Source organism: Nocardioides secundeburneus, from assembly GCF_039939255.1.
Taxonomy (GTDB): Bacteria; Actinomycetota; Actinomycetes; order Propionibacteriales; family Nocardioidaceae; genus Nocardioides.
In genome coordinates this window covers 465,165-487,007 of record NZ_JBDUUE010000006.1, presented here as the reverse complement: position 1 = coordinate 487,007, position 21,843 = coordinate 465,165, and the positions used below count along the sequence as shown (strand labels likewise).

The 21,843-nt window shown below is 72.3% G+C and carries 24 protein-coding genes; 15 read left to right on the top strand and 9 right to left on the bottom strand.

The window, feature by feature from the left end; translation table 11 throughout:
* Window positions 1–3 precede the first annotated feature (3 nt).
* The 5 genes from ABFT23_RS18675 (at window position 4) to ABFT23_RS18655 (ending at window position 4,474) form a co-directional block, all read left to right on the top strand.
* Window positions 4–924, top strand: coding sequence for a F0F1 ATP synthase subunit gamma (locus tag ABFT23_RS18675; RefSeq protein ID WP_347897902.1), 921 nt, complete (start codon window positions 4–6; stop codon window positions 922–924).
* Between the two features lie 2 nt (window positions 925–926).
* Complete coding sequence (atpD, locus tag ABFT23_RS18670) at window positions 927–2,381, top strand: F0F1 ATP synthase subunit beta (RefSeq protein WP_347897900.1); 1,455 nt, start codon at window positions 927–929, stop codon at window positions 2,379–2,381.
* Window position 2,382: 1 nt separating this feature from the next.
* The gene (locus ABFT23_RS18665) at window positions 2,383–2,784 is read left to right on the top strand and encodes a F0F1 ATP synthase subunit epsilon (RefSeq protein WP_347897898.1); all 402 of its coding nucleotides are present in this window, start codon (window positions 2,383–2,385) and stop codon (window positions 2,782–2,784) included.
* Between the two features lie 79 nt (window positions 2,785–2,863).
* The gene (locus ABFT23_RS18660; protein ID WP_347897896.1) at window positions 2,864–3,307 is read left to right on the top strand and encodes a DUF2550 domain-containing protein; all 444 of its coding nucleotides are present in this window, start codon (window positions 2,864–2,866) and stop codon (window positions 3,305–3,307) included.
* A 3-nt stretch (window positions 3,308–3,310) separates the two neighbouring features.
* Window positions 3,311–4,474, top strand: a complete 1,164-nt coding sequence (locus ABFT23_RS18655) for an MFS transporter (protein ID WP_347897894.1) — start codon at window positions 3,311–3,313, stop codon at window positions 4,472–4,474.
* Here ABFT23_RS18655 and ABFT23_RS18650 read toward each other — a convergent pair.
* Window positions 4,398–5,153, bottom strand: coding sequence for a YwaF family protein (locus tag ABFT23_RS18650; RefSeq protein ID WP_347897892.1), 756 nt, complete (start codon window positions 5,151–5,153; stop codon window positions 4,398–4,400). The two genes, ABFT23_RS18655 and ABFT23_RS18650, sit on opposite strands and share 77 nt — an antisense overlap.
* A 61-nt stretch (window positions 5,154–5,214) precedes the next feature.
* Between ABFT23_RS18650 and ABFT23_RS18645 the strand changes: the two genes are divergently transcribed.
* Window positions 5,215–5,934, top strand: a complete 720-nt coding sequence (locus ABFT23_RS18645; RefSeq protein WP_347897890.1) for an alpha/beta fold hydrolase — start codon at window positions 5,215–5,217, stop codon at window positions 5,932–5,934.
* A 135-nt stretch (window positions 5,935–6,069) separates the two neighbouring features.
* On the opposite strand, the gene ABFT23_RS18640 is transcribed toward ABFT23_RS18645, so the two are convergent.
* Complete coding sequence (locus tag ABFT23_RS18640) at window positions 6,070–9,234, bottom strand: DEAD/DEAH box helicase (RefSeq protein ID WP_347897888.1); 3,165 nt, start codon at window positions 9,232–9,234, stop codon at window positions 6,070–6,072.
* Between the two features lie 45 nt (window positions 9,235–9,279).
* A complete protein-coding gene (locus ABFT23_RS18635; protein ID WP_347897886.1) occupies window positions 9,280–9,852 on the bottom strand; it encodes a cob(I)yrinic acid a,c-diamide adenosyltransferase in 573 nt (190 codons plus the stop codon).
* 17 nt (window positions 9,853–9,869) lie between these two features.
* On the opposite strand from ABFT23_RS18635, the gene ABFT23_RS18630 reads away from it, so the two are divergent.
* The 6 genes from ABFT23_RS18630 (at window position 9,870) to ABFT23_RS18605 (ending at window position 14,571) form a co-directional block, all read left to right on the top strand.
* Window positions 9,870–10,472 (top strand): hypothetical protein, encoded by a 603-nt coding sequence (locus ABFT23_RS18630; RefSeq protein ID WP_347897884.1) that lies wholly within the window; start codon window positions 9,870–9,872, stop codon window positions 10,470–10,472.
* Window positions 10,473–10,533: 61 nt separating this feature from the next.
* Window positions 10,534–10,839 (top strand): STAS domain-containing protein, encoded by a 306-nt coding sequence (locus ABFT23_RS18625; protein WP_347897882.1) that lies wholly within the window; start codon window positions 10,534–10,536, stop codon window positions 10,837–10,839.
* Window positions 10,840–10,915: 76 nt separating this feature from the next.
* On the top strand, window positions 10,916–12,913 hold the full coding sequence (locus tag ABFT23_RS18620; RefSeq protein ID WP_347897881.1) for a protein meaA: 1,998 nt from the start codon (window positions 10,916–10,918) through the stop codon (window positions 12,911–12,913).
* A 49-nt stretch (window positions 12,914–12,962) separates the two neighbouring features.
* Window positions 12,963–13,163: a hypothetical protein gene (locus tag ABFT23_RS18615; RefSeq protein WP_347897879.1), complete on the top strand. Its 201-nt coding sequence runs from the start codon at window positions 12,963–12,965 to the stop codon at window positions 13,161–13,163.
* A 42-nt stretch (window positions 13,164–13,205) separates the two neighbouring features.
* Window positions 13,206–13,730, top strand: coding sequence for a ferritin (locus ABFT23_RS18610; RefSeq protein ID WP_347897877.1), 525 nt, complete (start codon window positions 13,206–13,208; stop codon window positions 13,728–13,730).
* Window positions 13,731–13,746: 16 nt separating this feature from the next.
* The gene (locus ABFT23_RS18605; protein WP_347897876.1) at window positions 13,747–14,571 is read left to right on the top strand and encodes an FAD-dependent oxidoreductase; all 825 of its coding nucleotides are present in this window, start codon (window positions 13,747–13,749) and stop codon (window positions 14,569–14,571) included.
* Between the two features lie 9 nt (window positions 14,572–14,580).
* On the opposite strand, the gene ABFT23_RS18600 is transcribed toward ABFT23_RS18605, so the two are convergent.
* The 5 genes from ABFT23_RS18600 to ABFT23_RS18580 form a co-directional block, all read right to left on the bottom strand.
* Window positions 14,581–14,913, bottom strand: a complete 333-nt coding sequence (locus ABFT23_RS18600; RefSeq protein WP_347897874.1) for a hypothetical protein — start codon at window positions 14,911–14,913, stop codon at window positions 14,581–14,583.
* Window positions 14,914–15,017: 104 nt separating this feature from the next.
* Window positions 15,018–15,311, bottom strand: a complete 294-nt coding sequence (locus tag ABFT23_RS18595; RefSeq protein WP_347897873.1) for a hypothetical protein — start codon at window positions 15,309–15,311, stop codon at window positions 15,018–15,020.
* A 5-nt stretch (window positions 15,312–15,316) separates the two neighbouring features.
* Entirely contained in the window at window positions 15,317–15,904 is a 588-nt protein-coding gene (locus ABFT23_RS18590) for a DUF952 domain-containing protein (protein ID WP_347897872.1), read from the bottom strand.
* A gap of 14 nt (window positions 15,905–15,918) precedes the next feature.
* Window positions 15,919–16,605, bottom strand: a complete 687-nt coding sequence (gene nucS, locus ABFT23_RS18585; RefSeq protein WP_347897870.1) for an endonuclease NucS — start codon at window positions 16,603–16,605, stop codon at window positions 15,919–15,921.
* A 94-nt stretch (window positions 16,606–16,699) separates the two neighbouring features.
* Window positions 16,700–17,137: a hypothetical protein gene (locus tag ABFT23_RS18580; RefSeq protein ID WP_347897868.1), complete on the bottom strand. Its 438-nt coding sequence runs from the start codon at window positions 17,135–17,137 to the stop codon at window positions 16,700–16,702.
* A 112-nt stretch (window positions 17,138–17,249) separates the two neighbouring features.
* Here ABFT23_RS18580 and ABFT23_RS18575 point away from each other — a divergent pair, with 112 nt between their 5' ends.
* The 3 genes from ABFT23_RS18575 (at window position 17,250) to ABFT23_RS18565 (ending at window position 20,304) form a co-directional block, all read left to right on the top strand.
* On the top strand, window positions 17,250–17,765 hold the full coding sequence (locus tag ABFT23_RS18575; protein ID WP_347897866.1) for a GNAT family N-acetyltransferase: 516 nt from the start codon (window positions 17,250–17,252) through the stop codon (window positions 17,763–17,765).
* A gap of 62 nt (window positions 17,766–17,827) precedes the next feature.
* Window positions 17,828–19,633 carry a 3-hydroxyacyl-CoA dehydrogenase family protein gene (locus ABFT23_RS18570; RefSeq protein WP_347897864.1) on the top strand — a complete coding sequence of 602 codons (1,806 nt, stop codon included), beginning with the start codon at window positions 17,828–17,830 and terminating at the stop codon, window positions 19,631–19,633.
* Window positions 19,630–20,304 carry a GNAT family N-acetyltransferase gene (locus ABFT23_RS18565; protein WP_347897862.1) on the top strand — a complete coding sequence of 225 codons (675 nt, stop codon included), beginning with the start codon at window positions 19,630–19,632 and terminating at the stop codon, window positions 20,302–20,304. Before ABFT23_RS18570 ends, ABFT23_RS18565 begins: the two co-directional genes overlap by 4 nt.
* On the opposite strand, the gene ABFT23_RS18560 is transcribed toward ABFT23_RS18565, so the two are convergent.
* Complete coding sequence (locus ABFT23_RS18560) at window positions 20,285–21,823, bottom strand: MXAN_6640 family putative metalloprotease (protein ID WP_347897861.1); 1,539 nt, start codon at window positions 21,821–21,823, stop codon at window positions 20,285–20,287. The genes ABFT23_RS18565 and ABFT23_RS18560 overlap by 20 nt on opposite strands.
* Window positions 21,824–21,843: the final 20 nt, after the last annotated feature.

Genomic DNA, 21,843 nt, shown 5'->3' with positions numbered 1-21,843 from the left:
GCCATGGCAGTTTCGCTGCGTGAGTACCGCGCGAAGATCAAGTCGGTCGAGTCGACCAAGAAGATCACCCGCGCCATGGAGCTCATCGCTGCGTCCCGCATCATCAAGGCGCAGCAGCGGGCCCAGGCCGCGGCTCCCTACGCCCGCGAGCTCACCCGCGCGGTGTCGGCGGTGGCGACGTTCTCCAACGTCGACCACCCGCTGACCACCGAGCAGGAGAACCCGAAGCGGGCGGCGGTCCTGGTCGTGACCAGCGACCGTGGTCTCGCCGGTGCCTACTCCTCGAGCGTGCTCAAGGAGGCCGAGCGGCTCGCCGAGCGGCTCCGCGAGGAGGGCAAGGAGGTCGACTGGTACATCAGCGGCCGCAAGGGCGAGGCCTACTTCCGCTTCCGTCAGCGCGCCGTCGTCCAGACCTGGACCGGGTTCTCCGACCAGCCGTCCTACGACGCCGCCGCCGAGATCGGCGAGACGCTGATCGCGGCCTTCCTCGAGGAGCAGGACGAGGCCGCCGGGCAGGGCGTCGACGAGGTCCACGTGGTCTACACGCGGTTCCGCTCGATGCTCACCCAGGAGCCCACCGCGGTGCGGCTCCTGCCGCTCGAGGTCGTCGAGGGCACCGAGGCACCCGAGAAGGGTGACGTCCTGCCGCTCTACGAGTTCGAGCCCTCGCCCGAGGCGGTGCTCGACGGGCTGCTCCCGCAGTACGTCCAGAGCCGGATCTACTTCGCCCACCTCCAGGCCGCGGCCTCCGAGCTGGCGGCACGCCAGAAGGCGATGAAGTCCGCGACGGACAACGCCGAAGAGCTCATCAAGAAGTACACCCGAATCGCCAACCAGGCCCGCCAGGCCGGTATCACCCAGGAAATCAGTGAGATCGTCGGTGGCGTCAACGCGCTCGCCGATGCGAACGCAGGGAGTGAGTGACCATGACCGCAACGCTTGACACGTCCCCCGAGGCTGGTGCGGCCGGAACCGGTCGCATCGCCCGAGTCATCGGCCCCGTCGTCGACGTGGAGTTCCCCGTCGACGCGATGCCGGAGATCTACAACAAGCTCCTCTCGACCGTGACGCTCGGTGGTGAGGAGACCGTCCTGCCGCTCGAGGTCGCCCAGCACATCGGTGACGGCATGGTCCGCGCCATCTCGCTGAAGCCGACCGACGGCCTGGTGCGTGGCGGTCTCGTGACCGACACGGGCGAGCCGATCACCGTGCCGGTGGGTGACATCACCCTCGGCCGCGTCTTCAACGCCACGGGGGACGTCCTGAACCTCGAGGAGGGCGAGACCTTCGAGCCCGCCGAGCGCTGGGGCATCCACCGCAAGGCACCGGCCTTCGACCAGCTCGAGGCCAAGACCACGATGTTCGAGACCGGCATCAAGGTCATCGACCTGCTGACGCCGTACGTGCAGGGCGGCAAGATCGGCCTGTTCGGCGGCGCCGGCGTCGGCAAGACCGTGCTCATCCAGGAGATGATCGCCCGCGTCGCCAAGGACCACGACGGTGTGTCGGTGTTCGCCGGCGTCGGTGAGCGCACCCGCGAGGGCAACGACCTCATCGTCGAGATGCAGGAGGCCGAGGTCTTCGACAAGGTCGCCCTGGTGTTCGGCCAGATGGACGAGCCGCCGGGCACGCGCCTGCGCGTCGCGCTGTCGGCGCTGACGATGGCGGAGTACTTCCGCGACGTGCAGGGCCAGGACGTGCTGCTGTTCGTCGACAACATCTTCCGCTTCACCCAGGCCGGCTCCGAGGTCTCGACCCTGCTCGGCCGCATGCCGTCCGCCGTGGGCTACCAGCCCAACCTCGCCGACGAGATGGGCACCCTGCAGGAGCGCATCACCTCGACGCGTGGTCACTCGATCACCTCGCTGCAGGCGATCTACGTGCCGGCCGACGACTACACCGACCCGGCGCCGGCGACCACGTTCGCCCACCTCGACGCCACCACCGAGCTCTCGCGCGAGATCGCCTCGCTCGGCATCTACCCGGCGGTCGACCCGCTGACGTCGACGTCGCGCATCCTCTCGGCCGAGTACATCGGCCAGGAGCACTACGACTGCGCCATCCGGATCAAGCAGATCCTGCAGCGCAACAAGGAGCTTCAGGACATCATCGCGATCCTCGGTGTCGACGAGCTGTCCGAGGAGGACAAGGTCATCGTCAGCCGGGCGCGCCGCATCCAGCGCTTCCTGTCGCAGAACACCTACGTGGCCAAGCAGTTCACCGGCATCGAGGGCTCCACGGTCCCCGTGAGCGACACCATCGAGGCGTTCAACAAGATCGCCGACGGTGAGTACGACCACGTGGCCGAGCAGGCGTTCTTCATGTGCGGCGGTCTCGACGACGTCGAGGCCAAGTGGGCCGAGATCCAGAAGAACCTCTGACATGGCTGACAACGACGGAGCACTGCAGGTCGAGCTCGTCGCGGCCGACCGGACCGTGTGGTCCGGTCGCGCCACGATGGTCATCGCCCGCACGGTCGAGGGCGACGTCGGCATCCTGCGCGGGCACGCCCCGCTGCTGTCGCTGCTGACCGACGCGGTCGTCGAGATCTCCGCCGAGGACGGCGACGTCGTCGTGGCGGCCGTCGACGGAGGGTTCCTCTCCGTCGCGGCCGACCGCGTGTCGGTGCTGTCCGAGCGGGCCGTGCTGGCCGAGGAGATCGACGTCGACGCCGCTCGTGCCGAGCTCGATCGCCAGCCCGAGGGCGACCTCGCCGAGGACGACGAGGAGCGGCGCATCCGCCGGGCCGAGGCCCGGATCCGCGCCGCCGAGAAGGTTCGCTGAACCGGCACCACCCTGTGTCCGGAGCGTGACCTCGCCCCGCTAGGGTGAACGCTCCGAGGCAGAGGAGCGAGCGGGCAACATGGCATGGTGGCAGTGGTTGCTCGACATCCTCGGCGCCATCCTCCTGCTCGTCCTGCTCTACGGTCTCGCCCTGGTCGTCCGCCGTCGCGTGATCGCCCGCCACGGCGGCACCTTCGAGCTCAGCCACCGCGCCCGTCCCCATGGGGACGGGCGCGGTTGGGTTCTCGGGGTCGGTCGCTACTCCGGCGAGACCCTCGAGTGGTTCCGGGTGTTCTCGATCTCGCCCCGGCCCAAGCGCACCTGGCCGCGCGACACGCTCAGCTACGACCAACGGCGTGAGCCGCTGGGCGCCGAGCGCCTCTCGCTCTACCCCGACCACCTCGTGATCCGCTGCGAGACCCCCGCGGGCGAGGAGGTCGAGCTCGCGATGAGCGCGGCTTCCCTCACCGGCTTCCAGGCGTGGCTCGAGGCGAGCCCGCCGGGCACCGACTGGAACCGCTGACCCGTGGTCGACTCCTCGGTCGGGCGCGTCGGTGTGGCGTTCGCGGCCAACGGTCTGCTCTACGCCGGTCTGGTCTCGCGGGTGCCGGACCTCCGCGCCGACCTCGATCTCGGCAACGGCGGGCTCGGCCTGCTGCTGCTCGCCATCGCGATCGGGTCGCTGCTGGCGCTGCCGACCTCCGGTGCCCTCGTCGCCCGCTTCGGTGCGGCCCGCGTCGTGCAGGTCGGGGTGGTCGCCGACGCGATCGGTCTCGTGGTCGCCGGCGTCGGCGCCGAGGTGCTCGGGTCGGTGCCGGTGACCGCCGCCGGTCTGCTGGTCTACGGGGCCGGCGTCGGCGCGTGGGACGTCGCCATGAACGTCGAGGCGGCCGAGGTCGAGCGGCGCCAGGGCCGCACGATCATGCCGAGGTTCCACGCCGGGTTCAGCCTCGGCACGGTGGCCGGAGCGCTGCTCGGCGTCGCGGTCGTCGCGCTCGGCGTGCCGATGACGGCGCACCTGAGCGTGCTCGCCGTGCTCGGCGTCGTCGTCGTGGTGCCCGCCAGTGCCGGCTTCCTGCCCTCCGCGCCGAGCGACGAGCCGGCCGGGTCGGCGCGGGCATGGCTCGAGCCCCGCACGGTGCTGGTCGGCCTGCTGGTGCTGACCTTCGCTGTCGGCGAGGGCTCGGCCAACGACTGGCTCGCCCTCGCGCTGGTCGACGGGCACGGCACCGCCCACTGGGTCGGTGTGGCCGGTTACGCGGCCTTCGTGACCGCGATGACCGCCGGGCGCACGCTCGCGCCCGCGTTGCTCGACCGCTGGGGACGAGCGCCGGCGCTGTGGGGCTGCGCGGCCCTCGTCGCCGGCGGGGTGCTGCTCGTCGTCCACGGCTCGGGATGGGTGGTCGGCCTCGGCTGCCTGGTGTGGGGTCTCGGGGCGGCATTGGGCTTCCCGGTCGGCATGAGTGCCGCCGCCGACGACCCGGCGCGGGCCGCCGCCCGGGTGAGCGTGGTGTCGACCATCGGCTACGCGGCGTTCCTCGCCGGGCCGCCGGTGCTCGGTGCCCTGGGCGACCGCGTCGGCACGCTCGACGCGCTCCAGGTGGTCGCGCTCCTCATGCTGCCTGCCGCAGCCCTGGTGCCGGCGACGCGTCGCTCGACGACCCACGCCGGAGCACCCACGGCAGCGTGATCAGCGCCCAGACGACGGTCATGATCACGACCTCGAGCACGACGTGGGTGGGCCACGGGCCGAGCAGGTCGAGCGGTGAGCTCACCGACGGCTTGCGGTTGAGGTAGCCGTAGTTGGCCCCGGTCGCGGCGTTGAACACCATCATCGTGACCACCCAGCCCACCGTGACCACCACCGCGAAGCGGAACCCGCGCCAGTCGGGCCGGTGCCCGAGCCCGAGGAGCAGGCAGATCGCCCACACGCTCGCGCAGTGCATCCCCCAGAACATCCACCACCGCGGGTCGGGGAACGCCTGCTGCAGCGAGGGCGTGACGATCGCCTGGGTGACCAGCGTGGTGCCCCAGAAGTAGAGCAGCGCCGTCGCCCCGGGGTGCCGGGTCCAGAGGGCGAGGGCGGCCAGCATCCAGCTCAGGTCGCACACCTGCAGGGGGAGCGAGGTGCCGAAGTCGAAGTCGCCCGGCAGCAGCTGCAGCGTCTGCAACGGAATCGTGAAGAGCAGGACGGCGATCGCCGCACCGCGGCGTACCCGCCGCTCGACGCCCGCGTCGCCGCGGGCGAGGCGTCGTCCGACGACGACGGCGCTCGCGCCCCCGGCGGCCGCGACCAGCATCAGGACGACGTGCTCGGTGCTGAAGGCCTGGAAGCGGTCGGCGGCGAGCGGCGTGATCGACATGGTCATGGGACCACCCTCGCCCGGCCTCGAGGCCGGCGCCTGAGTACGCGCACCCTAATCTCGGACCATGGGCGGGACGAGGACGCGCGTGGTGCTGGTGCACGGCTCGCGCCTGGCCAGCAGCCAGTGGCTGCCCCAGGTGCCGCTGCTCGAGCCCGCGGTCGACGTCGTGCTGGTCGACCTGCCCGGCCACGGCGTCCGGGCTGGGGAGGAGTTCACGCTCGAGCGGTGCGTCGAGGTCGTGCAGGACGCGGTCGCCGCCGAGCCCGGACCCACGGTCGTGGTCGGACACTCGCTCGGCGGTTACGTCGCCCTGGCCCACGCCGCCCGGCACGCGGCGTCGTTGGCCGGTCTCGTGCTCGCGGGGTGCACGGCCGAGCCGGTTGGCCCGGGCGCGGCGGTCTACCGCGGCGTGGCGGCGCTGACCGAGCGGATCGGCCCGGCCCGGATGACCCGGTTCAACGACCGTCTGCTGCGCCGGGTCTACCCGTCGGAGATGATCGAGCCGGTGATCGCCGGCGGCTACTACTTCGCCCCGACCCCGGCGGCCTGGCGCGAGGTGATGACGCACTGCCGGGCCTCGATGCTGCACGACGTCGCGTGCCCGGTGCTGTTCCTCAACGGGCGCTTCGACCAGTTCCGACTCGGGGTGCGGACCTTCCTGCGGGCGTGCCCGCACGCCCGGGTGCAGGTGCTGTCCGGCGCCTCGCACGTGGCCAACCTCGATCAGCCGGAGGCGTTCGCACGGGCGGTGCTCGACTTCGTCAGGATGGACCTACGACGCTAGGTCGTGGCACTCGTCGACGGTGCCGTGCCCAGGGTCTCGACACGCCGGATCGCCGGGGTGCTCTCCCAGTTCGCCCCCGGCGACGGCTCGCTCGATCACCATCACCAGCGCGGGCCGGCGCGAGCGCCGTCCGCGCTAGTCGAACAGCGCCCTGATGTCGTCGGCCGTGATGCTCTGCGCCGTGGCGCCCTCGCCGTCGATCACCTTGGCGAACAGCTCGGCCTTGCGGGCCTTGAGGTCCATGACCTTGTCCTCGATGGTGTCGGTCGAGACCATGCGGTACACCATGACCGACCGGGTCTGGCCGATGCGGTGGGCACGGTCGACGGCCTGGGCTTCGGCGGCGGGGTTCCACCACGGGTCGAGCACGTAGACGTAGTCGGCCTCGGTGAGGGTGAGGCCGACGCCGCCGGCCTTCAGGCTGATCAGGAACACCGGGACGTCGCCGTCGCGGAAGCGCTGGACGACGCCGGGCCGGTCGGTGGTCGAGCCGTCGAGGTAGACGGCGGGGATGCCGACGTCGGCCAGACGGTCGCGCACCCGCCGGAGGAAGCCGGTGAACGTGCTGAACACCAGCGCGCGGTGGTCCTCGGCGGTGACCTCGGCGAGGTGGTCGAGCAGCACGTCGATCTTCGCCGAGCCGACCCCCTCGTGGTCGGCGTCGACGAGTGCGGGGTCGAGCGCGAGCTGCCGGAGCTTGGTGAGGGCGGCCAGGATCGCTACCCGGTTGCCGTCGAAGTCGTCGACGAGGCCGAGGATGCGCTGGCGTTCGCGGGCCAGGTGCGTGTCGTAGAGCTTGCGGTGGCGCGGGTGCAGCTCGACCTCGAGCACCTGCTCCTGCTTCGGCGGCAGGTCGGCGGCGACGTGCTCCTTGGTGCGGCGGAGCACGAACGGCTTGATGCGCTGGGTGAAGCGGCGCAGCGCCGCGTCGTCACCCTGCTTCTCGACCGGTCGGACGACGTGCTCGACGAACGACCGGGGGCGCGGGTAGAGGCCCGGGGCGACGATCGACAGCAGTGCCCAGAGCTCGAGCAGGCGGTTCTCGAACGGCGTGCCGGTGACCGCGACGCGGAACGGTGCCTCGACGAGGCGCACGGCCGCGTAGGCCTTGCTCTGGTGGTTCTTGACCTGCTGGGCCTCGTCGAGCACGAGCCCGGCCCACTCGACGCCGGCGTAGGCCTCGGCCTCGAGACGCAGCAGTGTGTAGCTGGTGACGACGACGTCGGCACCGTCGGCGACGTCGGCGATGCTCTCGCCACGGCGCGCGGCCAGGGAGGTGACCGGACGGACCCGGAGCCCGGGCGTGTGCCGGGCCGCCTCGCCGACCCAGGCGGCCACCACGCTGGTGGGCGCGACGACGAGGAACGGCCGGTCGGTGGCCGAGCGGGTGTGCGCGACCAGGCTGAGCACCTGGAGCGTCTTGCCGAGGCCCATGTCGTCGGCGAGGACGCCGCCGAGCCGGTGCTGCCACAAGAACGCCAGCCAGTGGAAGCCGTCGCGCTGGTAGGCACGCAGGGTGGAGGTCACACCGACCGGCTCGGGCCGCGGGATGTCGACGAGGTCGCGCAGCGCGTGCGCCCGCCGGACCCACTCGGCGGCCTGCTCGTCGACGACGCCGAGCTCGTCGAGCTGGGCCCACAGGCCGAGGTCGTGGCGCCCGACGCTGATGCGGTCGTCGTCGGTCTCGCGCAGCTCGCCGGCGGCCCGCACCAGCGAGTGGAGCCGGGCGAACTCGGGGCGGTCGGTGCGGAAGAACAGCCCGCTCGGCAGGACGACGTACTCCTCATCGAGCGTCAGGGCGGCCAGCACGGAGGCCAGCGGCACCGACTCGCCGTCGACCCGGATGCTCACCCACAGGTCGAGCCAGTCGGTCTCGCCCTCCTGCTGGTCGGGCGGGGGCGCGTCGAAGGCGATGACCGGCACGGCGTCGCTCTCGCGGAACTCGGGCGGGTCGACCTCCACGACCTCGACGTCGTCGCAGGCCCGCCAGGCGGGCAGCTCGAGCAGCGACAGGTGCAGCACGTCGACGCCGCTCACCTCGCGCCGGGCCGGGTCGGGCGGCTGGGGCAGACGGGCGAGCACGGCCCGCTCGGCGCGCCGGTCGCGGCCGACGTGCTCGGCGTCGAGGTCGTGGACGTCGTCGCCGTAGACCCACTGCCAGGCCAGCGTGGCGGCGTCGGCACTGAGCCAGGTGGCGGTGAGCCGCAGCCGGGGCGGCACCTCCTCGGGCAGGTCGACGCTGGCGTCGCTGGAGCCGACCGGGAGCAGGCGGCGCAGGGCGACGAGCTCGCGGGGGAGTGCCTCGGACGCCTCGGGCGGCAGGTGCAGCGGCGGGCCGCCGAGCGCGCGGACCGGACCCCGGGCCAGGCGCCGGGCCAACCGGGCCAGGGTGAAGGTCTGGTCGCCGTGGTCGAGCAGCGCGGTGTGGGCCGGCTCGCCCCACAGGCCGACCTCGCGGCCGTGCCACAGCCGGCCCTCGTGGTCGAGGCCGACGACGACCTCGGTGCCGTCGTCGGAGCGGCTGACGTCGGCGGCCAGCGTGACCGGCTTGCCGGCCAGGTGCAGGGCGGAGAAGTGCTGCGTCAGCAGTGGCATGCCGCTCGCCTGCGCCTCGAGCAGCAGGGGCACGACGTCGGGGCCGAAGTCGCCGACGGTGGGCTCGCGCCCGGCGTACCAGTAGCCGCCGTGCCGCTCGAGGGCCGTGTGGAGCGCCCGGACCACCTCGAGCTGGGCGGGCTCGAACTGCTCGCGCTGCTGGGCCAGCGGCACCGACGACCAGCTGATGCCGGACTTGATCCAGTTGTTCTTCTTGCCCGGGCGCATCGGCCGCAGCCGCAGCAGCGGACCGGCCTGGTAGTACAGCCGCTGGGCGCGGCCCTCGTCGTAGGAGAGCTGCAGCGCGATGGGCACCGGGTCGGTCTCGGGCGGTGCGAGGGCGGCGAGGTCGTCGACGAGCTCGCCGAGCCGGTCGTGCCAGGTGCGCTCGACCGGGGCCAGGAACATCGCTCCGAGCCGGACGGCGACGGCCGCGCCGTGCTTGCACTGGTGGTGCACCGGGCACGAGCAGGTGCTCGCCACCGACAGCACGCCGTGGTAGGCCGAGGCGCGTACCCGGACCGCGTAGGGGCGCTGCTCGGTGCCCCACACGTCGGCGGTGGCCGTGACGACCTCGTCGGTCAGCTCGGAGATCTCGAGACCGTCGACGGCGTCGCCCTCGGCGTAGGGGCGGGCGCGCTCGAGCGTCGAGCGGCCGAAGTGCCGCGCGACCTCGGACGGGGTGAGCCGGTGCAGGACGTTCATGACTCCGCCATCGTGGCACGCGGCACCGACAGCGAGCGGGTGCTGCTACCGCTCGCCGCCCGGCACCCACAGCACGTCGCCGCGCTCGCGGTTGGCGTAGCGGGCCAGGATGAAGACGAGGTCGGAGAGCCGGTTGAGGTAGGTGATCGCCAACGGGTTCATCGTCTCGGCGTGCACCTCGTGCGCCGCCCACGCCGACCGCTCGGCCCGCCGGACGACGGTGCGGCACACGTGCAGGTGCGCCGCGCCGACGGTGCCGCCGCCGAGGATGAACGAGCGCAGACCGGGCAGCGTCTCGTTGTAGTGGTCGCACCAGCCCTCGAGCCGGTCGACGTAGTCCTGGGTGATGCGCAGCGGCGGGTACTCCGGGTCGGGCACCACCGGCGTGCACAGGTCGGCGCCGACGTCGAACAGGTCGTTCTGCACGTGGGTCAGGACGGCGACCACGTCGTCGTCGAGCTCGCCGACGGTGACCGCGAGTGCGAGGTGGGTGTTGGCCTCGTCGACGTCGGCGTAGGCGTGCAGGCGCAGGTCGTTCTTGGTGGTCACGCTCAGGTCGCCCAGGCGCGTCTCGCCGCCGTCGCCCGTGCGCGTGTAGATCCTGGTGAGGTTGACCATGCGGGCACAGTAGCCAGATGAAGGCAACGCGGTGGATGCCGGTCCTCCTGTCGGTCCCCGGCCTCGGGCTCGGGGTGGCGGGGTTGTTCCACCCGCACACGCTGACGCCCGCGACGGCCGAGCGCTGGTACGTGCTCCACGTGGCCGGGCTGGTCTTCTTCCCCCTCCTCGGCCTCGCCCTGGCGGCGCTGGTGCGTGGCCGGCACGACCCGGTCGCGTGGGTGGTGCGCCTCGGGGCCGCGGGCTTCGCGCTCTTCTACACCTCGCTCGACGTCATCTACGGCGTGGCCGCGGGGCGGGTGACGCGCGACATGGGGGAGGGCTACCAGCGCAGCGCCGACTTCAGCGCCATGCTCGCCACCGCGGTCGACCTCGGCGAGATCGGGTCGTGGTCACTGCTGGTCGCCGGGGTGGCGCTGGTCGTCGACCGCGTCCTCTCCCGGTCGTGGACGACGGCCGCGGCCCTGGTCGTGCCGGCCGGGGCCTGGCTGGTGCACGTCGACCACATCTTCTCGCCCGAAGGCGCCGTGGGAGCGGCCGTCATCGGCCTCGCGACCGGCGTGCTCGCGGCGCATGCGCGGAACTCTCCGGAAACTCGCTGGGAATCGAATGCAACCTGAGCGAAGTTGGACGCGTCATAGTGAGTACCGGAGCGACACCGGTTTCAACGAGGAGGCCGACGTGGACATCGTGACCGACGGACCCGTGCTCGTGCTTGCTGGCGACTTCGACGTGCGCAGCACGTGGGAGGTCCGCACCGCTCTCTACCAGAGGCTCACCGTCCACGACGACGTCGTGGTCGACCTGACCGCCGTCCACTCGGTCGACGTCACCGCCCTCAAGGTCCTCGCGGCCGCCTCGCGTCAGGCGGCCCGCGAGGGCCAGCACGTGACGCTGCGCGGCTGCAACGGCGCCGTCCGGCGCCTGCTCCACATGACCCACCTGATCCGGGTCGTCGAGGTCGAGCGGCACGCCGCCGCCGTCTGAGCAACCGCTCGCACTGTCGGATAGTTCACTCGCGAACAGGTTAACAGTCGGTAACCACGGTCCTAGGCTGCGCTGCATGACGCAGAAGGACAAGCCCTGGGTGATGCGCACCTACGCCGGCCACTCGACGGCGCAGGCGTCCAACGCGCTCTACCGCGGCAACCTGGCGAAGGGGCAGACCGGTCTGTCGGTCGCCTTCGACCTGCCGACCCAGACCGGCTACGACCCCGACTCGGTGATGTCGCGCGGCGAGGTCGGCAAGGTCGGCGTCCCGGTGCCGCACCTCGGCGAGATGCGCACGCTGTTCGAGTCGATCCCGCTCACCGAGATGAACACCTCGATGACGATCAACGCCGTCGCGATGTGGATGCTCGCGCTGTACCAGGTGACGGCGGAGGAGCAGAACCCCGACCTGTCGCCCGAGGAGGTCGCCCACCAGCTCGCGGGCACCACGCAGAACGACATCATCAAGGAGTACCTGTCGCGGGGCACCTACGTGTTCCCGCCCGAGCACTCCCTGCGGCTGATCGCCGACATGATCGCCTACACGGTCCACCAGATCCCCAAGTGGAACCCGATCAACATCTGCAGCTACCACCTGCAGGAGGCCGGGGCGACGCCCACGCAGGAGCTCGCCTACGCACTGTGCACCGCCATCGCCGTGCTCGACCAGGTCAAGGGCTCCGGGCAGGTCGACGAGGCCGACTTCGAGAAGGTCGTCGGGCGCATCTCCTTCTTCGTCAACGCCGGCGTGCGCTTCGTCGAGGAGACCTGCAAGATGCGGGCCTTCAACCAGCTGTGGGACGAGATCACCCGCGAGCGCTACGGCGTCCAGGACCCGAAGATGCGGCGCTTCCGCTACGGCGTCCAGGTCAACTCGCTCGGCCTCACCGAGGCCCAGCCCGAGAACAACGTGCAGCGCATCGTGCTCGAGATGCTCGGCGTCACGCTCAGCAAGAACGCCCGTGCCCGCGCCCTGCAGCTGCCCGCCTGGAACGAGGCGCTCGGCCTGCCGCGCCCGTGGGACCAGCAGTGGTCGCTGCGACTGCAGCAGGTGCTGGCCTTCGAGTCCGACCTGCTCGAGTACGACGACATCTTCGACGGCAGCCACGTCATCGAGGCCAAGGTGGCCAGCCTCGTCGAGGGCGCCAAGGCCGAGATGGACCGCGTGCAGGCCATGGGCGGTGCGATCGCCGCCGTCGAGTCGGGCTACATGAAGCAGGAGCTCGTCAGCGCCCATGCGGCCCGCCGGGCTCGCATCGAGAGCGGCGAGGAGGTCATCGTCGGCGTCAACCGCTACGAGACCACCGAGCCGTCGCCGCTCACCGCCAACCTCGACGAGGCCATCATGGCCGCCGACCCGCAGGCCGAGGCGGCGGCACTGGCCTCGATGGAGGAGTGGAAGGAGCAGCGCGACGACGACGCCGTCGCCGCCGCCCTCGCCCGCCTCGCCACCGTGGCCAAGACCGACGAGAACCTGATGGGTGCCACCCTCGAGGCCGCGCGGTCCGGCGCGACCACGGGGGAGTGGGCCGCCACCCTGCGTGAGGTGTTCGGCGAGTTCCGCGCCCCCACCGGCGTCAGCGGCGCCGTCGGGGTCGCCGAGGCCGGGGCCGAGCTCACCGAGGTGCGCGAGCGGGTCCGGGCCACCGGCGACGAGCTCGGCGGGCGGCTGCGGCTGCTGGTCGGCAAGCCCGGGCTCGACGGCCACAGCAACGGCGCCGAGCAGGTCGCCGTGAGGGCACGCGACGCCGGCTTCGAGGTGATCTACCAGGGCATCCGCCTCACGCCCGAGCAGATCGTCAACGCCGCGGTCGCCGAGGACGTGCACTGCGTCGGGCTCTCGATCCTCTCCGGCAGCCACATGGAGCTGGTGCCCGCCGTCCTCGAGGGCCTGCGGGCCGCCGGCCTCGACGACGTGCCGGTGATCGTGGGCGGCATCATCCCCGACTCCGACGGCCGGCGCCTGGTCGAGGCCGGTGTCGCCGCCGTCTACACGCCCAAGGACTTCGGCCTCACCGAGATCATGGGCGGCATCGTCGACGTCATCCGGGCCGCGCACGAGCTCGACTGAGGCCCACCTCACGTAGGTAAGGCTGGCCTCGGTGGCCTACCCTGGCTGTGTGGGCAAGGACAAGGCCAAGGGCAAGGTCGCCAAGCTGCCGAAGCTGAAGTGCTGCGAGTCGCGCAAGAAGTGCGGCCGCTGCCCGTTGCGGATGCTGAAGGAGGGCACCCTGCCCGCGGGCTATACGGTGAAGCGCCGCGTGCTCGTCCGCCTCGACGGCACGAAGGTCACCAAGAAGAAGCTCGCCAAGGCCGCCTGACCCCACGTCTGGTCTGCTGCCCCACCGACAGGAGCCACCCCCGTGTCCACCTCCCGGTTCGCCGCACTGCTCAACGCCCAGATCGGCAACGAGCTCGCCGCGCACAACCAGTACGTCGGCATCGCCGTGCACTACGACGCCCTGACCATGCCGCAGATGGCTGCCCTGTTCTACGCCCAGGCGCTCGAGGAGCGCGACCACGCCATGATGATGGTGCAGTACCTCCTCGACACCGACCGCGAGGTCGTCATCCCCGGCGTCGAGGCGCCCGTGCCGTCGTTCGAGGGCGTCGTCGCCCCCGTCGAGCTCGCGCTGGCGCAGGAGAAGCGGGTCACCGAGCAGATCAACGAGCTGCTCCGCACGGCCCGCGAGGAGTCCGACTTCGCCGCCGAGCAGTTCATGCAGTGGTTCATCAAGGAGCAGGTCGAGGAGGTCGCCACCATGAGCGACCTGCTCGCCGTGGTCAACCGCAACGCCGACGACATCGACGACATCGAGGACTACGTCGCGCGCGAGCAGGGCGGCGAGGGCACCGACGCCACCGCGCCGCGCATCGCCGGCGCCTGAGACGGGGCCCGCTGCCATGAGCCGGGTCATCGTCGTGGGAGCCGGCGTCGTCGGCCTGACCGTCGCGGTCCGGCTCCTCGAGGCCGGCCACCGCGTCGACGTCGTCGCCCGCGACCTGCCGCTCGAGACCACCTCGGTCGTCGCGGCCGCGCTCGTGCACCCCTACCGCGCCGGGCCGGTCGACCTCGTCGAGCGCTGGACGGCGCGCTCGGAGGCCGTCTTCGCCGAGATCGCCGCCAGCGCTGGCGGCGACCACGGGGTCCGCCTGCTGCCCGGGCACGACGCCGAGCGGGGGGAGGTCACCGCGCCCGTCGTCGACATGCCGTACTACCTGCGCTGGCTCGTCGCCGGCGTCGAGGCGCTCGGCGGCACCCTGACGCGGCTCAACCTCGGCGCGCTCCCCGCGCACGGCGACCTCGTCGTCAACTGCTCCGGGCTCGGTGCGCGCCTGCTCGGCGACGACCGCAGCGTGGTGCCGGTCGCCGGCCAGGTGGTGGTGGTCGACGGCGTCGCGCTCGACCGCTGGGCGCTCGACGGGCGCGGCCCGACCTACGTCGTCCCGCGGCGCGACGAGATCGTCGTCGGCGGCACGGCCGACGAGGGCGAGTGGAGCCGGACGCCGTCGCCGGAGGTCGCGCAGGAGCTGCTGCGCCGGGCGAGCCGGCTGGTACCGGAGCTCGCCGAGGCGCGCGTCGTGCGGCACAAGGTCGGACTACGGCCCGGCCGACCCGCGGTACGTCTCGAGCGGGTCGGCCGGGTGGTGCACTGCTACGGGCACGGTGGTGCTGGTGTCACGTTGTCGTGGGGGTGTGCCGACGACGTCGTCGACGTCGTCGGGTAGCCGGTCGGCTCAGAAGGCGCTGAGGTCCTCGAGCTTGGTGTCGCCGTCCTCGCCGTCGCAGGCGCCCTTCAGCGTGTCGGCGAAGGTGTCGCGCTGGTCGTCCGGCACGGACTCGATGGCCTCGACGGCGGCGTCGCCCTGCTCGCCGCCCTCGTTCTCGGCAGCCTCCTTGAAGGCGTCGAAGACCTCGTCGGTCGACATGCTGGTCAGCTCGTCGCAGGTGGTGTTCTCGTCGAGCTCGTCACCGCCGCAGGCGGAGAGCGAGACGGAGAGGACGACCGCGGCGATGGAGGCGCCGAGGGTCGTCAGGCGGGTACGGGAGGGGGTCTGGGAGAGGTTCACGCGGGTGAACCTAGCCCGTTCGCGACCGGGGCAAACCACGCCAAGGGCTCTGGCGGTCGAACGTGATCGGGCTCATACTGCGGCCCGCCCCGGGCGGACGTCGCTCAGTCGATCAGCGGGTCGAGCACGTCGTCGATCGTGGGGTCGCCGTCGGCGTCGGCACACGCGGTGACGAGCACGTCGACGGCGGCGTCCTGGTCGTCGGTGCTGGCGTCGAGGAACGTCTCGTTGTCGGAGCCGGCGTCGGTGGCGAGCTCGACCAGCAGGTCGCGGCGGTCTGACGCCGACATGGCGGTGAAGTCGCTGCACGCGGTGTCCTGGACGTCGCCGCCGCACGCGCCGAGCAGCACGGAGCCGGCGAGGACCGCGGCGGCGGCCAGGGCCCGACGAGCACTCATGCTCGTCACCGTAGCGACCGCCGGGTCACGAGACGGACCGCGACGACCCCGACCACGAAGCCCACGAGCGCGCCCGTGATCGGCCCCCACTCGGGCTCGACGGCCCGCCCGACCAGCGTGCACAGCACGACGACGAGGAGCACGCCGCTGGCGATCGCCACGTTGCGGAACATCTCGCGCAGGTAGACGCGGCTGAACGACTCGGCGGGCTCCGCCGTGGCGGGGTCCGGAGCCGGGGTCGTGGCCGGAACCGGGGTCGGGACGGCCGTGACGTCGGGGTCGAGGGCGATCGTCTGCACGACCGCGGCCGGGTCGATCGGCCCGTAGACGTGGGGGAAGGTCTGGCCGCCACCCGGCACGGCGGGCTCGACGACGACCGGCGAGGTGAGCAGGTCGGGGTCGATCACGAGCAGCACGAGCGGCTCGGTGACGTCGGCGTAGTAGCGCTGTCGCACCGCCTGCCACTGGTCGCCGCGGCTGGCGTGGATGAAGCCCTCCTCGGCGAGCGTGCGGCCTCGGGTCGACGTCGTGTAGGCGCCCGAGGCGCGGGCGGCCTCCCAGTCGGGGACGGTGGCGATGTGGAAGATGCGCACGAGGTGCCCGCGGCTCAGAAGAGCCGGTGCTCGGAGTCGTCGATGCCCCGCAGCGCGTCGTAGTCGACGACGGCGCAGGCGATGCCTCGGTCGGTGGCCAGCACGCGCGCCTGCGGCTTGATCTCCTGGGCGGCGAAGATCCCGCGGACGGCGCCGTTGCCGGTCAGCAGCGGGTCGCGGTTGAGCAGCTCGAGGTAGCGGGTGAGCTGCTCGACGCCGTCGATCTCGCCCCGGCGCTTGATCTCGATGGCGACGCTGAGCCCGGCGGCGTCGCGACACATCAGGTCGACGGGGCCGATCGCCGTCGGGAACTCGCGGCGCACGAGGGTCAGGCCGTCGGCGAGGGAGGCGGGGTGCTCGGCCAACAGCTCCTGGAGGTGCTTCTCGACGCCGTCCTTCTGCAGGCCGGGGTCGATGCCGAGCTCGTGGGAGGAGTCGTGGACGACCTCCTCCAGCAGGATGCGCAGGGTGTCGTCGGTCTTGGGGTTCGTCACGGTCCACTCGACGACGCCGTCGTCGGTGGTGCCCTCGCGGAAGGTGCACGGCGGGCTCATCCAGTTGAGCGGCTTGTACGAGCCGCCGTCGGAGTGGACGAGCACCGACCCGTCGGCCTTGATCATCAGCACCCGGGTCGCCATCGGCAGGTGGGCGGTCAACCGTCCCGCGTAGTCGACCTGACAGCGGGCCACGACGAGTCTCACGAGGGGTGAATCTACGCGTCGGGGGCGGCGCCGTGGCGCCGCCCCCGACGGGCGTGGTCGATCGGGGCCGGCGGCCCCGGGGTTCAGCGCTCGATCAGCTGGGCGCGTCGCTCGGCGCCTCGGCCGAGGGGTCGGGCGCGCACTGGGCGACGGTGTCGCTGTTGACGAACGCCTGGACCTTGTCGTAGTCGTCGTCGCTGACCTTCGGGCCGTCGGCGCTGTCCTCGATGTCGTCCTCGCTGGCGTCGGCGAGCTCGTTGACGAAGATCTCGAAGCCCTCACGGGCGTCGCCGTCGAGGCCCTCCGGGGTGCCGACCTCGGCGAGGTCCTCGGCCCAGGCGTTGACGTCGTCGACGTTGAGGTCGGTGCCGGTGAGGTAGCCGCGCTCGTCGAGCAGCATCGAGCAGAACTCCTCCTGCGAGGCGTCGGTGGGGGCGTCGTCGCCCGGACCGCCCCCGCACGCGGTGAGCGAGGCGGCCAGGGCGAGGGCACCGGCGGCGGGCAGGAGACGGCGTGTGGCAAGGTGGAGCATCTCGGGGGTCCTTTCACGTCGAGACGCCCGGGTAGCTTCCCGGGCGTCGTCGAACGTATTGCCCCCTCGTCCTGCTGTTGAAACCGGGTGGGGAGTTCTGGTGGATCCCGTGGTGACGCTCGTCCGGCCGGCCCGGCCCTCCGACCTGCGCCGTCTCGCCGCGATCGAGGACGCCGGCGGGCCGATGTTCGTCGAGCACTTCGCCGGTCGCGGCGTGCCGGCCCTCACCGCGCCCGCGCCGAGCGGTGCCGAGCGCGACGGGCACGGCTTCCTGCTCGTCGCCGCCGAGGACCGTCGCCTCGTGGGGTTCGTCCACGTCGTCCCGTACGACCTGCACGCCCACCTCGAGCAGCTCTCGGTGCTGCCGTCGCACCACCGCCGGGGCATCGGGACGGCGCTCGTCCGCGCGGCCATGGAGGAGGCGAGGTGGGCAGGCTTCGACCGGATGTCGCTGTGCACCTACCGCGACGTGCCGTGGAACGGGCCGTTCTACGCGGGCCTGGGCTTCGCCGAGGTCGAACGGCTCGAGCCCTTCCAGGCCGACCTGCGGGCCCGCGAGCGGCGGCTCGGCCTCGACGACGCCGGCCCGCGGCTCGTCATGGAGCGTCCTGTCGTCCGACCCGTGTGAGTTAAGTTACCGGCGAGTGAACATGGGTCCCGGTCGCGCGTGCTGCGTGCCATGATCCCGCCATGACGAGCACCGAGCCCGCGCCCGCGTCCCGCACCTTCACCACGATCGGCGTCGTCGGTCTGGGCACCATGGGAGCCGGCATCGCCGAGGTCTTCGCCCGCAACGGCTACGCGGTCGTCGGGGTCGAGCTGAACGACGACGGCGTCGCCCGCGGCCGCCAGCACCTCGAGCACTCCACCGGGCGCGCGGTGCGGCGCGAGAAGCTCACCGAGGCCGAGCAGGCCGACCTGCTGGCCCGGATCTCCTTCTCGACCGAGCTGAAGGACCTCGCCCGGGCCGACCTGGTGATCGAGGCGGTCGTGGAGTCGATGGAGGTCAAGAAGGCGATCTTCCGCGAGCTCGACGGCATCGTTGCCCCCGAGACCGTGCTGGCCACCAACACCTCCTCGCTCTCGGTCACCGAGCTGTCGTCGGCGACGCCGGCGCCGGGCCGCGTCGTCGGGGTCCACTTCTTCAACCCCGCGCCCGTGCAGGACCTCGTCGAGGTCGTGCGCACCGTCGTCACCGAGCCGTCGGTGCTCGACGACGTGCAGGCGCTGCTCGTCTCGCTCGGCAAGGCGCCCGTCGTGTGCGGCGACAAGGCCGGCTTCATCGCCAACACCCTGCTCTTCGGCTACCTCAACCACGCGGCCTCGATGTACGAGGGCCGTTACGCCACCCGCGAGGACATCGACGCCGGCATGCGCTTCGGCTGCGGCTACCCGATGGGCCCGCTCGCACTGCTCGACCTGATCGGCCTCGACACCGCCTACGAGATCCTCGAGACGATGTACCGCCAGGGTCGGGACCGGCTGCACGCGCCCACGCCGATCCTCAAGCAGATGGTCACCGCGGGGCTGCTCGGTCGCAAGACCGGCCGTGGCTTCTACACCTACGAGGCGCCCGACAGCCCGGTCGTGGTGGCCGACGACCGCACCCCGTCGGCCGACGAGGCGCCGCAGCTCAAGCACGACGTGCGCCAGGTCGGCGTCGTCGGCACCGGCACGATGGCCTCGGGCATCGTCGAGGTGTTCGCCAAGGCCGGCTTCGACGTGCTCTACGTCGGCCGCAGCCAGGACAAGGTCGACGGCGTCGTCACCGCGATCGCCAAGAACCTCGACAAGCAGATCCAGCGCGGCCGCAGCACCGAGGAGGCCAAGGCCGAGGCGCTGGCCAGGGTCACGGGCACGACCTCGCTCGAGGACCTCGGGTCGGTCGATCTCGTCGTCGAGGCCATCGCCGAGGACCTCGCGATCAAGACCACCCTGTTCGAGAACCTCGACGAGATCTGCAAGCCCGGCGCGATCCTGGCCACCACCACCTCGTCGCTGCCGATCATCGCCATGGCGCGGGTGACCAACCGTCCGCAGGACGTCATCGGCATGCACTTCTTCAACCCGGCGACCGTCATGAAGCTCGTCGAGGTCGTCTCGACGGTCTCGACCGACGACGACGTCACCGAGACCACCCGGGCGCTGTGCGCCCGGGTCGGCAAGGTCGCCGTCTCGTGCGGCGACCGTGCCGGGTTCATCGTCAACGCGCTGCTGTTCCCCTACCTCAACGACGCCGTCAAGATGCTCGAGGCGCACTACGCCACGGCCGACGACATCGACACCGCGATGAAGCAGGGCTGCGCGCTGCCGATGGGTCCGTTCGAGCTGCTCGACGTCGTCGGCAACGACGTCTCGCTCGCCATCCAGCGCGAGCTCTACCAGGAGTTCCGCGAGCCCGGCTTCGCGCCGGCGCCGCTGCTCGAGCACCTGGTCACGGCCGGCTACCTCGGGCGCAAGACCAAGCGCGGCTTCCGCGACTACTCGCGCCGGTGAGCACCGAGCCCGCCGATCTCGCCGATCTCGCCGGGCTCACCCGGCGTTGGGCCGAGGGCTGGGCGGCGTCGCGACGGATGAGCGTCGCCGAGCGCCCCGACGGCGTGCTCATCGTCGACGTCGGCGACGACAAGCGCCGCGCCGAGCTGCTGCTGGTCGAGCCGGACGACGCCACGCTGGCCGCCGTGGGGGCGGAGGTGGTCGCCGCCGGCGACCTGTGGGTCTCGGTGATGACGGCGCCGGACTCGGAGCCGGTCGTGCCGCCGGGACTCGTGGCGCTGGCCGCCCGCGACGCGCTGATGGTGCGCACGCCGGTGCACGACGGCACCGCACCCGACCCGTGCGTACGGCTCGTCGACGACGGCGACCGGCTGCTCGCCACCGTCGCGGGCGAGGGCGACGTCCGCATCGCGGCCCAGGGCCAGGTGGGCCTCGTCGGCACCGACGTGGTCTTCGACCGCATCGGCACCGACGCCGCCCACCGGCGCCGCGGCCTCGGCACGCTCGTCATGACCGCGCTGGCCGAGCACGCCGCGCGACGCGGAGGCGTCGAGGGCCTGCTGGTCGCCACCACCGACGGCCAGGCCCTCTACGAGCGGCTGGGCTGGCGCTCGGTGGGTCGGTTCACGACGTCGGCCGTGCGGCCATCGGTCAGCGCACGAACGCCTTGAGCTCGAAGCGCTGGCGCTGGTCGACCGGCGTGCCGCGGCACGCGAACGTCGTCCCGCGGTCGCAGCGGTAGCGCGTCGAGGCGTTGGCCAGCGTGACGGTGGCCGAGGCCACGGAGCCAGGGTCGAGGCGGAGCACGGCCCGGCCCCATCCGTTGCGGTTGAGCGCGATCGGACGACGGGTGGCCGTGCCGTCGGCGCCGACGACGAGCAGGGCGACGGCCGGGGAGCGCCGGGCGACCGGGCCCTTCACCGTGATCGTCAACCGGGTGCCGGGTCGCAACGACGCGTCGGGGACGAGCCGCACCGAGCGGGAGGTGAGGTGGTCGAGCCGGGAGACCACGGTGGTCCGGCGCTGCGCGCCGCCGAGGCGCCGGACGGCGACCGGGGCCGCCGGGTAGACCGAGCCCTCGGGGTAGGTGCGCGCGGGCACGGTGTTGCCCGAGGCGTAGTCGGCGAAGACCCGGGGGAGCCCGCCGCGCTTCGCCAGGACGTGCCGCAGGGCCTGTGCGGAGTCGTCGTCGGGCAGGCCGCCGGTGCCGGCACGACGCCAGACCTGGCGCACGACGTCGGTCCCGAAGCGCTGGCCGAGGTACTCCCAGAACGGCCAGTTGCCGTAGTGGGCGTAGCCGGTGGGCTCGAACCGGTCGAGCGGCACGCGGGGGCGGGCGAGCTGGCCGAAGCGCAGGTAGGCACGGTTGTCGTCGACGTCGTCGGCGTAGCGCTCCTCCATCCAGGTCGCGGTCGACTCGAGCAGCCACGGGTCCTCGGCGAAGTCGTAGGCGAACTGGACGGCGTGGAAGAACTCGTGGGCGGCGGTCACCCGCAGCGACTGCCGGGGCGCGCGGCCGTACTGGGACCGGGCGAAGTCGTTGTCGAGCACGCAGAAGCCGCTGGCCTGCTTCGGCTTGCCGGTCACGCGGCGCTCGGGGGCGCAGTAGCCGTAGACGCCGCGGCTGCCGACGTCCTTGAGGTAGACGTCGAAGCGGGCGTCGCCGCCGCGCCGTCCGTCGGGGGCCGGGGGCCGGTAGCCGAGGCGCTCGACGTGGTGTCGCCACACGTCCTCGAGCACGGCCAGGGTGGTGGCCGGCCACGAGGGCCGGGCCGGTGCGTCGGTGGTCGAGGTGACGTGGTGGACGCAGAAGTGCCGGCTGCAGGTCTTGGTCGACGGCACGGTGTACCCGTCGCCGTAGGGGTCGCGGGCGCGGTGCGTGGGCCGGGCCAGGAGGCTCTCGGCGAGGCTGTCGCCGTCGTCGCCGAGGCCCGGCCGGGCCAGGAACAGGTCGCGCAGCGCCAGCGTCGCCTCGGGGCGGTCGAGGTCGCCCGGCCGGCCGCGCAGGGCCTCGGTCGCGCGGAGCAGGGGCGGGGCGTCGATCTGCGGCTCTGCGTCGGCGGACGACGCGACCGCGCTCGCGACGGCACTGGCGCCGGAGGTCGCCGGTACGGCGGGCAGCAGCAGCGCCCCCGCCAGGACGGCGGCCGCGGCGAGCAGGCGTGGACGGGGACGGGGGAGTGAGGACAAGGGGAAGGCTCCGGGGAAGA